The organism is Nakamurella endophytica, assembly GCF_014646215.1.
GTDB lineage: Bacteria > Actinomycetota > Actinomycetes > Mycobacteriales > Nakamurellaceae > Nakamurella > Nakamurella endophytica.
The window spans coordinates 477,537-490,579 of record NZ_BMNA01000002.1 but is presented as its reverse complement, the minus strand read 5'-3'; the positions used below and the strand labels follow the sequence as shown (position 1 = coordinate 490,579).

13 protein-coding genes are annotated in these 13,043 nt (G+C 74.9%); 8 read left to right on the top strand and 5 right to left on the bottom strand.

The window, feature by feature from the left end; translation table 11 throughout:
- Positions 1–9: 9 nt before the first annotated feature.
- The 7 genes from IEY37_RS05780 (at position 10) to IEY37_RS05750 (ending at position 6,252) form a co-directional block, all read left to right on the top strand.
- Positions 10–792 carry a DUF998 domain-containing protein gene (locus tag IEY37_RS05780; protein ID WP_188940545.1) on the top strand — a complete coding sequence of 261 codons (783 nt, stop codon included), beginning with the start codon at positions 10–12 and terminating at the stop codon, positions 790–792.
- A 196-nt stretch (positions 793–988) separates the two neighbouring features.
- A complete protein-coding gene (locus IEY37_RS05775; RefSeq protein WP_188940544.1) occupies positions 989–2,374 on the top strand; it encodes an NAD(P)/FAD-dependent oxidoreductase in 1,386 nt (461 codons plus the stop codon).
- A 65-nt stretch (positions 2,375–2,439) separates the two neighbouring features.
- Complete coding sequence (locus tag IEY37_RS05770) at positions 2,440–3,000, top strand: MarR family winged helix-turn-helix transcriptional regulator (protein ID WP_229673955.1); 561 nt, start codon at positions 2,440–2,442, stop codon at positions 2,998–3,000.
- 336 nt (positions 3,001–3,336) lie between these two features.
- Positions 3,337–4,281 (top strand): hypothetical protein, encoded by a 945-nt coding sequence (locus tag IEY37_RS05765; RefSeq protein WP_188940543.1) that lies wholly within the window; start codon positions 3,337–3,339, stop codon positions 4,279–4,281.
- A 169-nt stretch (positions 4,282–4,450) separates the two neighbouring features.
- On the top strand, positions 4,451–4,828 hold the full coding sequence (locus tag IEY37_RS05760; protein ID WP_188940542.1) for a DUF3224 domain-containing protein: 378 nt from the start codon (positions 4,451–4,453) through the stop codon (positions 4,826–4,828).
- 94 nt (positions 4,829–4,922) lie between these two features.
- Entirely contained in the window at positions 4,923–5,381 is a 459-nt protein-coding gene (locus IEY37_RS05755) for a DUF5709 domain-containing protein (RefSeq protein WP_188940541.1), read from the top strand.
- Between the two features lie 67 nt (positions 5,382–5,448).
- The gene (locus tag IEY37_RS05750; protein ID WP_188940540.1) at positions 5,449–6,252 is read left to right on the top strand and encodes a hypothetical protein; all 804 of its coding nucleotides are present in this window, start codon (positions 5,449–5,451) and stop codon (positions 6,250–6,252) included.
- A gap of 103 nt (positions 6,253–6,355) precedes the next feature.
- On the opposite strand, the gene IEY37_RS05745 is transcribed toward IEY37_RS05750, so the two are convergent.
- The 5 genes from IEY37_RS05745 to IEY37_RS05725 all read right to left on the bottom strand — a co-directional run bounded on the left by IEY37_RS05745 (position 6,356) and on the right by IEY37_RS05725 (position 11,679).
- Positions 6,356–6,874, bottom strand: coding sequence for a TIGR04338 family metallohydrolase (locus IEY37_RS05745; RefSeq protein WP_188940539.1), 519 nt, complete (start codon positions 6,872–6,874; stop codon positions 6,356–6,358).
- A complete protein-coding gene (locus tag IEY37_RS05740) occupies positions 6,867–7,679 on the bottom strand; it encodes a DUF2786 domain-containing protein (protein WP_188940538.1) in 813 nt (270 codons plus the stop codon). Before IEY37_RS05740 ends, IEY37_RS05745 begins: the two co-directional genes overlap by 8 nt.
- Before the next feature lie 145 nt (positions 7,680–7,824).
- Entirely contained in the window at positions 7,825–9,249 is a 1,425-nt protein-coding gene (locus tag IEY37_RS05735) for a DUF2252 domain-containing protein (RefSeq protein WP_188940537.1), read from the bottom strand.
- A gap of 55 nt (positions 9,250–9,304) precedes the next feature.
- Complete coding sequence (locus IEY37_RS05730) at positions 9,305–9,763, bottom strand: hypothetical protein (protein WP_188940536.1); 459 nt, start codon at positions 9,761–9,763, stop codon at positions 9,305–9,307.
- Positions 9,764–10,179: 416 nt separating this feature from the next.
- A complete protein-coding gene (locus tag IEY37_RS05725; protein ID WP_188940535.1) occupies positions 10,180–11,679 on the bottom strand; it encodes an alkaline phosphatase family protein in 1,500 nt (499 codons plus the stop codon).
- Positions 11,680–12,043: 364 nt separating this feature from the next.
- Between IEY37_RS05725 and IEY37_RS05720 the strand changes: the two genes are divergently transcribed.
- Positions 12,044–13,039, top strand: a complete 996-nt coding sequence (locus tag IEY37_RS05720; RefSeq protein ID WP_188940534.1) for an aldo/keto reductase — start codon at positions 12,044–12,046, stop codon at positions 13,037–13,039.
- The last annotated feature ends 4 nt before the right edge of the window (positions 13,040–13,043 follow it).

The window sequence follows — 13,043 nt, the reverse complement described above, 5'->3', positions numbered from 1 at the left end:
GATGGGTGGGTGACCGTCGCCCGCCGGTGGTGCCTGGGCGCCGCTGCAGCCAGCTGGGTGTTGTGCATCGTCATGCAGCTGGTCGCCGGGGACGTGCTGCCGCCCGAGGTCTCGGTGTCCCAGTACGGGGTCGGGCCGCACGGCTGGCTGTTCACCCTGTGGGTGCTGTCCATCCTGGTGACGGCCGCGCTGGTGACGCTCCGGGCGGTACGGCGGCCGCGGTCCGCCGCCGTGCTGGTGGCAGCGGGCTCCGTCGGCGCGCTGGTCATGGGCTTCGTCCGCACCGATGCCGGCGGGCTGCAGCAGTCCCTCAACGCGAAGGTGCACATGGCCGGTGCCGTGGTGGCGCTGGCCCTGCTGCCGCTCGGGTTCTGGGTGCTGCTCGAGCAGTGCGGTCGCCGGCAGCGACGGGTCGGGCGGGCGCTGACCGCGGCCACCGCGGTCTCGCTGGTGCTGCTGGTCGTGTCGGCGCTCGGGGTGGACACCGCCGGGATCGGTGCGCAGCGGTCCTGGGCGCTGTGGCAGAGCGTCGGGGCGGTGCTGGAGATGGTGCTGATGGCGTACGGCGCCGCGGTGGTGCCCTTGCGCGACGGACGTGCCCGGCGCGGCGGCACCGGCCCTGGCGGGGCGGGTACGACTCCCGCAGGGGATCCGGCGGGGGGTCCGGCGGGGATTCGGCACGGCATCCGGCAGGGGATCGGGCAGGGCATCCGGCAGGGGATCGGGCAGGGCCGGCGCACACCGGCGACCGGGGCGGGCGGCGGCCGCGGCGGCGCCGGTCGCCCCGGCTGACGGAACCCTGCGTCCGCCGTTGTGAAAGACTCGTCAGGCACGGCACGGGACCGTCCATGGTCTGCGGCGACGTCGGCCGCCCCGCCGCGGGGTACCGGTACCCGCGGACGCCCGGTGTCGCGCAGCACCAGTTGCGCGGTCGCGACGGTCATCGCCGTGGCCGCGTCGAGCGCCTGAGCCAGACGCAGGAGGGACCATGTCCGAGCAGAGCACCACCACGCCGGTGTCCGACGGAGGCACCACGGCGGCGGTGTCCGAGCAGACCCCGCCGGTGCGGGCTGCCCAGCAGGGCTCGCCGGTCCGTGTCGTCCGCGCCCGCCGCCGGCCGCACGTGGTCGTCGTCGGTGGCGGTTTCGCCGGCCTGATGTGCATCAAGGCGCTGAGCAAGGCCGACGTGGACGTCACGCTGGTGGACCGGCACACCTACAACGCGTTCCAGCCCCTGCTGTACCAGGTGGCGACCGCGGGCCTGAACCCCGGCGACATCACCTACTTCCTGCGGGCCGCGCGGATGAAGCAGCGCAACGTCAGCTTCCGGCAGGGCGAGCTCGAGGAGCTCGACACCGACGAGCAGATCCTGCGGTTCCGCGACGGCGGCGAGATGGCGTACGACTACCTCGTCCTGTGCACCGGGGCCACCACGAACTACTTCGGGACCAAGGGTGCCCCGGAGAACACGATGGCCATCTACACCCGTGCCCAGGCGCTCGGCCTGCGGGACCGCATCTTCACCCAGCTCGAGCACGCCGCGGCGTCCGCGTCCGGTGAGGACCTGTCGATCGTCGTGGTGGGCGCCGGGCCGACCGGCGTCGAGATGGCGGGCGCCCTCGCCGAGCTCCGCAACGACGCCATGGCGTCCATCTACCCGGAGCTCGACCCGCGGCGCACGCACATCGTGCTGGTCGAGATGACGAACAAGGTTCTTGGGCCGTTCAACGAGCGGCTGCAGGTGTACGCGGCCAGCGCGCTGCGCGAGCGCGGCGTCGAGCTCAAGCTGAACACCTCGGTCAAAGAGGTGCGGCCGGACGGCGTCGAGTTCGGCAGCGGCGAGTTCCTCAAGGCGGGCGTGGTCATCTGGGCGACCGGCGTCACGGTGCCCAAGGTGGTCTCCCAGTGGGGTCTGCCGCAGGGCCGGGGCGGCCGGATCACCGTGGACGAGAACCTGCGGGTGATCGGATACAAGAACATCTTCGCCGCCGGTGACGTGTCGATCACCCCGGATCCCCTGCCGCAGCTGGCGACTCCCGCGCAGCAGCAGGGCCGGCACATCGGTCGGCAGATCTCCTCGTTGGTGATCGGCCGCCCGCTGCAGCCGTGGACCTACCACGACAAGGGCACCATGGCGACGGTCGGCCGCCGCGCGGCCGTCTGCGACATCCGGATCACCAAGAAGTACTCGCTGAAGCTGACCGGGACGCTGGCGTGGCTGACCTGGATGCTGCTGCACATCGTGCTGCTGCTGGGCAACCGCAACCGGCTCGCCACCTTCGTGAACCTGTTCACCAAGTACCTGGCGCCGTCGCGGCGGACGAACCCGATCGTCGGCGACGTCCCGGTCTTCGAACAGCGGGAACGGTCCTAGCGGCGGTGCGGGGCGGGCCGCGCAACGGCCTGCCCCGCCGCCCTCCGCCGCGTTACGGTGGAGCCGTGGACGGTACCGGCGCCGCGGTGGCGGGTTCCGCGTCCTGGTTGGACGCCGAGGAGCAGCGGGCCTGGCGTGCGCTCAGCGCCGTCCGGTCTCCGCTGGAGACGGCGCTGAACCGGCAGCTGTCCGCGGACTCGGGACTGAGCACCGCCGACTACGCCGTGCTGGTCGCGCTGTCCGAGGCGGACGGCCGGCGCCTGCGGGCCAGGGACCTGGTGCGGGCGGTCGGCTGGGAGAAGAGCCGGCTCTCGCACCAACTGCGCCGGATGGAGGGCCGCGGGCTGGTCAGCCGCAGCGGGTGCGAGACCGACGGCCGCGCGGCCTACGTCCAGCTGACCGACCAGGGCCTGCAGGCGATCCAGCAGGCGGCGCCCGGGCACGTGGCCACCGTGCGCCAGTTCGTCATCGACGCGCTGTCCCGGGACCAGCTGCGCCAGCTCGCCGAGATCGGCGAGGCCATCGCGGCCCGCCTCGGGTCCGAGCGGTGCCAGGCGGTGCTGATGGAGGAGATCGACGGCGGGTGCGGCGAGCCGGCCGCGTCGCCGTCCGCGCTCCTCGGCTGAGGCGCCTCCACGTCGGATCCCGCCGTCCGGGTCCGCCGTCCGCTTTGCGCTCCCCGCCGGCGTCCGGATCACCCGCCGCTCGCCCTGCGTCCGCGGCGGGCGCGCAACCGGACCGCCGTCTGCTTCCGTCCCGGTTCCGAGGAGGAGCCGATGGAAGCAGATCCGCGCGCACGTGGACGATCGACCGGGGTGCGGCCCGCACGGCCGGGCCGACGGAGGCTCTCCGTCCGCCTCGGGCCGGCGGTCGGCCTGGCCTGTTCCGTGCTCGCCGCCTGCTCCGTGCTCGCTGCCTGTGCGGGTGCCGCCCCCTCGGGTCCACTGCCGGGCACCGCCACCGTGGCGCTGGTCGACCGGTCGCAGCCTGTGGTGGCGGGCCCGTCGTCCTCCGGGGTGGTCGGCAGTGCTGCCGCGGTTTCGCCGGCACCCGCCGGGCCGGTCGCCGACGGGACGTGCGCGGCGAGCGTCCGCGCCTCGGCCCGCGACGGGTGGCCGCCGGTCGACGCCCGCGATCCGCACTGCCGCGAGGTCGAGCGCTGGCTCGACGCGGTCCTGGACCGGGTGCGCGTCCCGGACGGGTCGGTGCCGCTGCCGCGGTCGCCGCTGCGCGCGCTGGACCATCGGACCTCCACGACGGGCGGCCCGGCGGTGCTCGACCGGTCCCGGTGGTGGCGCGTCCCGCTCCTCGCCGCGACCGCGCAGGCATGGGTGCACGCGCACCTGCCCGCCGGCGCACGCGTGGGCTGGACCGACCTCACCCGGTCACCCGCAGCGTTCCAGGCCTGGCTCCCGGGCGGCGGCTGCCCCTGCCAGTGGCCGGAGGTGCAGGTGGTCGTGGTGCCCGCCGGTGGCGGCTCCGCGGTGCGGGTCGACGCCGACGCCCTGTGGGTCCCCAGCCGCACGGTCGCCGAGACCGTCGGCGACGACGTGGTGTCCGTGGACGTGGTGCGGAGCGAGCGCGGCGCCGTCCTCCGCCGGAGCCTGTCGGCGTCGGCCGCCCGGCCCGTCGCCCGGGCCCTGGACGCCCTGCCGGTCGGCGCACCGACCGTGGTGGCGGGTGGACCGTCCGAGGGTGACACCGGCGCAACCGCCCGGCTGGTGTTCCACCGGGCCGCGGGTCCGGCGGTCGACGTGCGGCTGGTCGTCGACGGTCCGGCGGCCGGCGCCTACGTCACCGTCGCAGGACGGGCGCAACCCTGGCTCGGTACCTACGGCACCGCGGATCCCCGGCCGCGCGACGTGGACCGCACCCTCCGCGCGGCGCTGGGCCTGCCGGCGCGCTGAGCCCGGCGGAGGCGGGTCGGGGTCGCGTCCGGGCGGCGCGGCGGAGGCCCGGCAGGGTCGGGTACGGCCCGGCGAGACCGGGCGGACGCCGGCGCCGGGCGCTGTCGGTGCCGGCTGCCATGCTCGGATCCCGGGCCGGAGACGCCGGCACCGGCGCCGAGGAGCCGAGATGACCCTGATCGCCCGTTTCGCCGTCGACCGGTTCGATGTCACCGCCCTCGAGGGGCTGGACGCCGCGTGGTTGGGAGCGCTGGTGTTCCACAAGACCTTCACCTCCGGCATCACCGGCACGGCCACCACGGCGTTCCTGTCCGCCGGCGAGGAGGGGTCGCGGTCCTACGTGGCCACCGAGCGGATCACCGGCACGACGGCGGACGGGCGCTCTGGTGCGGTGACCGTGCAGCACGGCGGCCTGGAATCGGATCCCGCGACGTGGTTCGGCCACATCGTGCCGTCCACCGGCACGGGGGACTGGGCCGGGTGGGCGGGACCGGCGCGCATCCGGCACGACGAGGACGGCGCGTACTTCGAGATCGACCTGTCCTGAGCCGGACCGCGGTCCAGCGCCGCCCGCGGCGGGGTGACCTCGCCGTGAGTGGTTACCGTAGGCAGGGACCGGCGCCAGAGAGTCCGGACCGACGATGGGAGATGTGATGGTCAAGGACGAGGGCACCGATCAGATCGACGACACGATCCCGGGCACCGAGTGGGATGCCGCCGACGGCGTGGCCGAGCAGCCGTCGGCCGGCGAGACGCTGGACGACCGCGGGCTCGCCGACCCGCTGGACGAGGGCTGGGTACCGCCCGACCGTCCGTCCCGGGTGGAGGTCCCGACGCAGAGCGAGGAAGAAGAGGGGGTGAGCCTGGACGACCGGCTGGCCGAGGAGGAGCCGGACGTCTCCGCCGACGACGGCAGCTCGCTGTTCGACGAGGACGGCGAGGAGGTCGGCGGCGCGCGGTCGGGCCGGCTCGTGCAGACGGACGAGGGTGCCTACCCCGACACCGACGACCTGCTGGTCGCCAGCGACGTGGGCATCGACGGCGCCGCGGCCAGCGCCGAGGAGGCCGCCGTGCACGTGATCGACGAAGAGGAGGGCTGAGCCCACGGCCGTCAGCCCCGCTGCGCAGCCCGCACCGCCGTCCGGTCCCACGGGGCCGGACGCCGCGGTGCGGGCCAGCGCACAGCGCGCATGGGACACCGCCGCAGCCCTGGCCGCAGCGGGACGGGACCGGCCGTCCGTCGTCGCCGACGTGCTGGACGTGGTCAGCCGCGACATCGACGACGAGGTGGCCCGGCAGGTGCCGCGCCGCGGGCGGGTCTTCCTGCTCGCGGTGGCGCAGGCGCTGGCCTGGGGTGTGCTGGCCGACGTCCTGCTCCTGCTGGTCGGTTCCACGGGGTGGCGCTCGATCCCTTGGCTCACCACCGCGCTGTGCGTCGTCGTCCTGCTGTGGTCGCTGGGTTTCGGCGTGGTCGCCGGCCGGAACCGGGTGCACGGCCGCCGCATCCGGGTCAGCCACGCGCAGCAGGAGATGTTCCGGCGCATCGCGTCGGGTGCCTGCCTGCAGGTCTGGGCGTCCCAGGTGCCCGGCCGCTGGCAGCCCTGCGGTCCGGAACCGGACGCCGGCCGTCCGGTCCAGTCCGCGGGGCGGGCCTGGCTGGACCGCTTCGGCGACGAGTTCGCCGACGTGGCGGTCACCGTCGCCAGCGGCTCCGCGAACCGGCTGGCACCGGTGCTGGCCGTGCCCGGTCCCGTCGCGGTGTTCGTGCCGGACGGCGCCGACGTCGACCCGTCCGCGGTGGCGCTCGCCGAGTCCGCCGGCGCCGGGATCTTCCTGGTCCGCGGGGCCCGGCTCGAGCCGGGGACCACCGCCGCCCGCGACGTCCTGGCCGCCTACCGCTCCGCCGCCAACACCCGGCCGCCGGTCGGGATCCTGCACGACGCGTGGAGGTCCGCGCACGCCGGTCGTTGACCGGTCCCGCGTCGACCGTCGCCGACCGGCGGTCGCGGGCGCGCCGACCGGTGGTCGCGGGGCGCGTCGACCGATGGCCCCCGGGTGTCGGTGGCCGGCCGTGTCAGCCCACCGGGACGCCCTGGTCGGCGAGGGTGACCCGGAGCAGCAGGCCGGCCTCGGGCCCCACCACGCCGTCGACCAGCTCGACGAACCGGCCGGTGAACCCCGGTCCGTGCGGCGGTTCCGGTGGCGGGTCGCCCAGGTGGTGCGCGATCTCGTGCAGCAGCACCAGCTCGCGGAGCGCCCAGCGCCCGGCCACGGGCACCGCGATGGTCGCCGACGCCCACTCGTAGTGTGCGCGCTGCTGCCCCCGCCGCTCCCGCACGCGCACCGGCAGCCCGGCCCGCGGCCAGCGGACCGTCACCCAGTTCAGCTGCAGCACGCCGTCCACGTACCGCTGCACGCCGGCGACGTCGCCGAAGTGGCGCTCCACCGGCACCGTCACCCGTGAGCCGGCCACCTCGACCACCGGGAACCCGGCGGACCGGTCGAAGATCCGGCCGACCAGGTGCTGCGCCTCGTACACCCGGCTGCGCCACCGGTCGACCGGAGCGGAGGCCGGGGTGGGCGGCTCAGCCACGGTCGAGTGCCGGCCGGCTGCCGCCCAGCTCCGGTTCGCTGCCGAGTCGCGCGCGGCGTCCGGCCCGGTCGCCGGCCCGCCGGGACTGGTCGGCCCTGGCGGCGGTCCGGCGCAGCCCGTCCCAGCTGCCGCGCGCCGTGGAATGGGCGCGGTAGTGGTCGGCCAGCTCCACGTCCTTGGCACGGAGCACTGGGGCGACGCCGGTGCCGGTGTCCGCCCGGACGGCCGCGGTCCGGGCCTGGTCCGTCGCCTCCCCGAGCCGGGCGGCGATCCGCGCCGCGAAGGCCTGCTGGAAGTTGATGCGCGCCGTGCTGGCGTGCACCGGCCGCACGTCCCGCACCAGTCGCGGCCCGCGCGCGGTGTGCACGCGCACCGTCCGCACCGACGACTCGGCGGCGTACCGGCCGGACTTCACGTACTCGTCGCAGCTGCGCACCATCTGCACCACCAGCGAGGCGTACAGCGCCTGGACCGCGTCGATGTCGGTGTCGAACCCGTAGGCGTACACCCGGGACGAGTTCCGGGCGATGTCGCACGTCACGCTGTTCGCCTGGGCGATCGCCAGGAACAGCTGGACGTGGGTGCGCAGCCCGCGCCGGCCCGGCTCGCCGATCTCCACGGTGCGCTGCACCGGCACCGGGCGGCGTTCGCGCGCCGCGGTGTGCGCGCGGGCGACCGCCAGGTCCACCGACGTGGTGGTGGCCAGCCGCTGCGCGGCCTGCAGGTAGGCGTCGGCCTCGTGCTCGTTGTCGGTGGACTCGGCCTTGCGCAGCAGCAGGGCGATGCGGCTGAGGGTGTCGCTCACGCCCCGATGCTAGGTCGGCCCGCCGACAGCCGACCTCCGCCGACCCGCCGACAGCTGGTCGACGCCGGCCCGTCGACGGCTGGTCCGAGCCGGCCCGCCGCGGCCGGCCTCCGCCGACCCGCCGATGCGGGCGCCCGGACCGGGCTCAGACCCCGTACTCGACCGGGACGGCGCCGCGGGCGACCGCGGCCACCAGCGCGGCATGGTCGGCCTCGGTCTGGTCTGCGTACGCCCGCGCGAACCGGGTCATAGCCAGGTCGAGGGTGTCCGAGCGCCCGACGTAGCCGGAGATCATCGACGCGCCGCTGGTCCTGGCGTGGCCCTTGGCCAGCAGGTGGCCGACCACCCCTGAATAGTCGGTCAGCGCGGCGGCGTCGATGTGGTCCAGCGCGAGGGTGCCCTTCATGTTGCGGAACTGCCGGACGTAGTACTGCCGGCCGTCCACCGCCGTCCACCCCAGCAGGGGATCGGAGACCGTCTGCAGCGCCTGCTGGTACTCGACCACCCGCTGCCCCTGGTGCGCGTGCCACGCCGAGTCGCCGTGCACGTGCCGGGCCAGCACCGACCGTCGTGCCTGCTTGAGCTGGAGGAAGACGACGTCGTCGGGGCTGCTGCCCTCCAGCAGCGCCACGTAGGCGCGGAGCCCGACGCTGCCGACGCCGACCACCTTGTGCGCGATGTCGACCAGCGTGTAACCCCCGAGCACCCGCCGCCAGTGCGGCGCCAGGGTGGCCAGGTAGTCGTCCAGTCCCGCCGCGAGCAGCTCGCGCTCCTCGTCCGGGACCCGGGTGATGACCGGCGGCTGCTCGACGATCCGCCGCCCGCCGGCGTGCTCGGTGGTGAAGCGCGGCAGCGCGCGATCACTGGTCCGCTGGCGTGCCCGGCCGGCGGCGCGCTCGATCTCCGCACGCAGCGACGCCTGGCTGGTGCCGGCGGCGAGCCGGGTGACGTCCAACCGCTGGTAGGACCGGGACAGCAACGGCTGCTCCGCCAGGTAGCGGACCTCGTCGCGGTAGGACCGGACGCAGTTCGCGACGGCGTCCGCGCACTGCTGCTCGCCGAAGCCGTTCTGCCGGCCCGCGACGTGGATGCTCGCGGCCAGCCGGCGCAGGTCCCACTCCCAGCCGCCCGGGTGGGCCTCGTCGAAGTCGTTGAGGTCGATCACCAGGTCGCGTTCCGGCGAGGCGTAGAAACCGAAGTTGCCCAGGTGCGCGTCGCCGCAGGTGACCGGGGTGATACCGGTCCTGGGCAGCCGGGCCAGGTCCTCGGCCATGACGACGGCCGTGCCGCGGAGGAACCCGTACGGGGAGGCCACCATGCGCCCTACCCGGAGCGGGACCAGCCAGTCGACGCGGCCCTGGTGGGACTCCTCGATCAGGTCGACCGGGTCGGCCCGGTCGGCGGGCGGCTCCCAGCGGCCGAGCTCGGACCGCGGGACCCGCCGGCGCAGTTCCCGGCCGAGCCGGTAACGCTCGGCCCGCGACGTCGGCCGCCGGCGCAGCGAGGCGAAGGACTGGCTGTCGGCCTCGGCCAGGACGACGTGACCGCGCGGCGCGGGCGGGCTCTCCACGGGGGGAGCCTACGGCCGGCGCCGGTGCCCGTCCGCCGGGCGGGTCGGGGCGTCGTCAGTCCAGCTCGATGGTGAAGTCCCAGATGGCCAGCACCCGCCGGCCGTGCCGCCACGTCAGGGCCGCCGAGCCGCTGTCGAACTCGCCCTGGACGGCCAGCCGCGCCGTGCCGCCGGGACCGGCCGACACGCGAGCGGGTCCCCGCGGCGTCAGCCGCACCGCGGTGCCGAGCTCGTCGCGGGCGGAGAGCTCGCCGGCCGCGACGGCGAGCGTCCCCGACCGCACCTGCACCTGCAGGGTGAAGACGCCGACGGCCCGGGCGCCGGGTCCGACGGTCGGCGCCGGGGTCGCCGCCCCGGACGGTCGGTCCGGGAGCTGCTCGGGTCCGAGCGCGGTCACCACCGCGTCGACACCGCCGATCCGCACGCGGACCGGTGCTCCCATGGCGAGCAGCTGCGGATGCCCGGGGACCGCGGTCGGGGTCGGGTCCTCGGTGCCGGCCGAGGGGATCGGCACGGCTCCGAGCGACCGGACGACCGCGGACGGATCGGGGCCGCCGTTGGTCGTCGGCGTCGGGCCTGCGGCGGACGGCGAGACGGGCAGCGGACCTGCCGATGTCGCCGGCCCCGCCGGGGAGCCGGCGGGGACCGACGAGCCCGCGCCGCCGGCGGGTGCCGGAGCACTGCCGCCGGTCGGCGCCGACGCCGACCCGGTCGTCGACACGGCGCCGGACAGCGTCGACGCGGGGTCGGACGGCGGGGACACGGCGCCGGAAGGCGGTGACACGGCGCCGGTGCATCCGGCGACCGCCAGCACGACCGCGACGGCCGCCGCGGCCGCGATCGCCCCTGCCGCCGAGAGCCGGGGTCGGCCGGCGGCCCCGACCGGCGCGGGCGGACCGTCCACCGACCGGGTGCCCGGCGCGGGCGCGGTCAGTGGCCCAGCACCGGGACGGCCGCGCGACGCACGACCGGCGTCACCGCCTCACCCGGGGTGGCGGTCGCCGGGTACACCGAGCTGCCGCTGGGCGACGGCCGCAGTGCGCGGCCGGCGGCGTTGTTGTAGACGTCCGGGCCGAACGGCCGCAGGCCGTCCATGCCGGCGTACCCCAGGTGCCCGCGGCCGTCCGTGCCGCCGCTGGTCACGCCGAAGAGGTCCTCCATCGACCGCAGCCAGCTGTAGTGGTTGTACGGCTGGTCGCTGACGGAGCCCGGGGTGATGAACCGGGAGATGAACACGGCGCCGGTGATGCCGCCGCCCGGGGTGGTGTCCTGGCCGAACGCCTGGTGCCCCGGCTGCGTGGTGTTGGGACCGGGCAGCTCGTTGCAGCAGGCGACCACCGACTGCGCGGTGTCGGTCGGCACGTTCAGCGTGGGATCGGAGTTGCCGGTGTAGTCGGCGATCGAGTTGCCGTACATCTTGTAGGGCGGGAAGGCTTCGTCGAAGACGATCTGGATCATGCCGTCCGCCTGGAAGGCCGGCGACGCCATGATGATCGGGATCCACTTCTTCAGGAACAGGTCCGCGGCGTAGAGGCCGCCCTGGTGGTTGTTCGGGTCGCCGGAGAGGTTGTCGCCCTTGCAGGTGGCGTCGTGGGCGTTGTTGCAGTTGTTCGGCGTGATCCAGGAGAACGTCGGGGTGGTCCGGATGGACTGCAGATCCTTGGCCAGGCCCGGGATCGCACGCCGGTGGTAGCGCGCGCCGAACCCGTCCAGCGGCACCACGTTGGCGCAGTCGGCGGGGTTGTCGAGCACCGAGTGGAAGAACGCCGCCGGGTTGTGCTTGACGACGTACTGGTCCTTGGGGTCGGCACTGCCCGGGTCGACGACGCCGTTGCCGGCGGGGTCACCCGGGATGCCGCAGTTGTAGACCTCTTCGCGGTACGGGATGTCGCCCATGCTCTGGGCGTAGACCTTCCAGCTCTTGTGGACCTGGTCGAGCTGGTTGAACAGGGTCTTCACCGACGCGGGGTAGACGCAGCCGGTGCGGGCGTAGACCTGCCCGTCGGGGGCGGGGAACCCGGGTTGGACGTCCTTGAACTGCGGGCAGTCGTCCTGCAGGTCCGGCGCCGGCGACTGGCCGGCGATGAGCGAGATGTAGTTGTCCAGGCTGTAGTGACCGGTGCCGTAGTACTGCCGCAGCAGCAGGCCGTAGCTGGGCAGCGTCTTCCACAGGTAGTCGTTCTGGTTCAGCCCGGTGAACGTCGACTCGTACGACTTGTTCTCCAGGATGATCGTCCAGACGTGGCCGATCTTCGGTGGCGCGTACGCCGCAGCCGCATGCACCGGCGGGGCCGCAGCCGGGGACGCGGCGGGCGACGCGGCGGCTCCCACGGGCGGTCCGGCATCGGCGGGCACTGCGGTGAGCAGGCCTGCCGCCGCCACGGCGACCACGGTGAGCAGGCGGCGGCCGCGAGCTCGATGACCAGACATGTCGTCCTCCGGTCCACGCAGGAGGGGCGCCGGTGGGACGCCGGCGACCCGGGAGCGCGCTGTGCGCCTGCTGAGTGTGGCACGGGGTGCCTAGCGGCGCGAAAGAGGGTGTGCCGTCGGGTGTGGGCGCGCGGACGGCGGGGAACAACCCCGGCGGGACGGGTACGGCCGGTGCACGCGAGGTGCGACGGCGTTCAGAGATCGGCCGGCGTCAGCGTGGACGCCCTGGCTGATGAGGGACGTCGGGTAGCTCGCCGCCGGCCGACCCGTCCCTGGCGACCGGGGTCAGCGGACCCGGTGACAGAGCAGGCCGGTCCGGACGTCCGCGTAGCGGCCGTGCGGGCCGCGATCGAGAGGGTCCTTGGTGAGCGACACCCTTCCCACCCGTCCCGTTCCCCGTCTCGGCCGGTCCGTGTCCGTTGTCGGGCTCGGTTGCTGGCAGCTCGGCGCCGACTGGGGCGAGGTCTCCGAGTCCGACGCGCTCGCCGTGCTCGAGGCCGCCGCCGACTCCGGGGTGACGTTCTTCGACACCGCCGACGTCTACGGCGACGGACGCAGCGAGCAGCTGATCGAGACCTTCCGGGAGGCCGGGAACACCGACGTCCTGGTCGCCACCAAGATCGGCCGCCGGGCCGACCCGTTCGCCGCGGAGACCTACACCGAGGACAACATCCGCGCCTGGGTCGACCGGTCGCGCCGCAACCTGCGGATGGACCGCCTGGACCTGGTGCAGCTGCACTGCCCCCCGGAGGCCGTCTTCCACGACGACCGGGTCTTCGACGTGCTCGACCGGCTGGTGGAGGAGGGTGCGCTGGCCGCCTACGGCGTGTCGGTCGAGACGGCGGACCAGGCGCTGGCCGCGATCGCCCGGCCGCACGTGGCGACCGTGCAGATCATCCTGAACCTGTTCCGCCGCAAGCCGTTGGACCGGGTGCTGCCGGCGGCCGCGGAGGCCGGCGTCGGGATCATCGCCCGGGTGCCGCTGGCCAGCGGCCTGCTGTCCGGCCGGTACACCCGGACGACCGAGTTCGCCGAGAACGACCACCGCGCCTTCAACCGCTCCGGGGAGGCCTTCGACGTGGGCGAGACCTTCTCCGGCGTCGACTACGAGACCGGCCTGGCCGCGGTGGACGAGCTCCGCCCCGCGGTGCCCGAGGGCTGGACGCTGCCGGAGGCGGCACTGGCCTGGATCATCGACCAGCCGGGGGTGAGCACCGTCATCCCCGGGGCGCGCAACGCCGACCAGGCGCGGCGCAATGCCGCGGCCGGTCGTCGGGGTGCCCCGGGAGCCGCCTTCGAGGACGTGGCCCGCCGGGTCTACGACGAGAAGTTGCGGGCGGCGATCCACCCGCGCTGGTAGGCCT

Coding starts and splice junctions, on each gene's coding strand:
- IEY37_RS05760 (WP_188940542.1), top strand. CDS start 4,451: ATGACCCTGATCGCCCGTTTCGCCGTCGACCGGTTCGATGTCACCGCC.
- IEY37_RS05725 (WP_188940535.1), bottom strand. CDS start 11,679: ATGTCTGGTCATCGAGCTCGCGGCCGCCGCCTGCTCACCGTGGTCGCC.
- IEY37_RS05775 (WP_188940544.1), top strand. CDS start 989: ATGTCCGAGCAGAGCACCACCACGCCGGTGTCCGACGGAGGCACCACG.
- IEY37_RS05755 (WP_188940541.1), top strand. CDS start 4,923: ATGGGAGATGTGATGGTCAAGGACGAGGGCACCGATCAGATCGACGAC.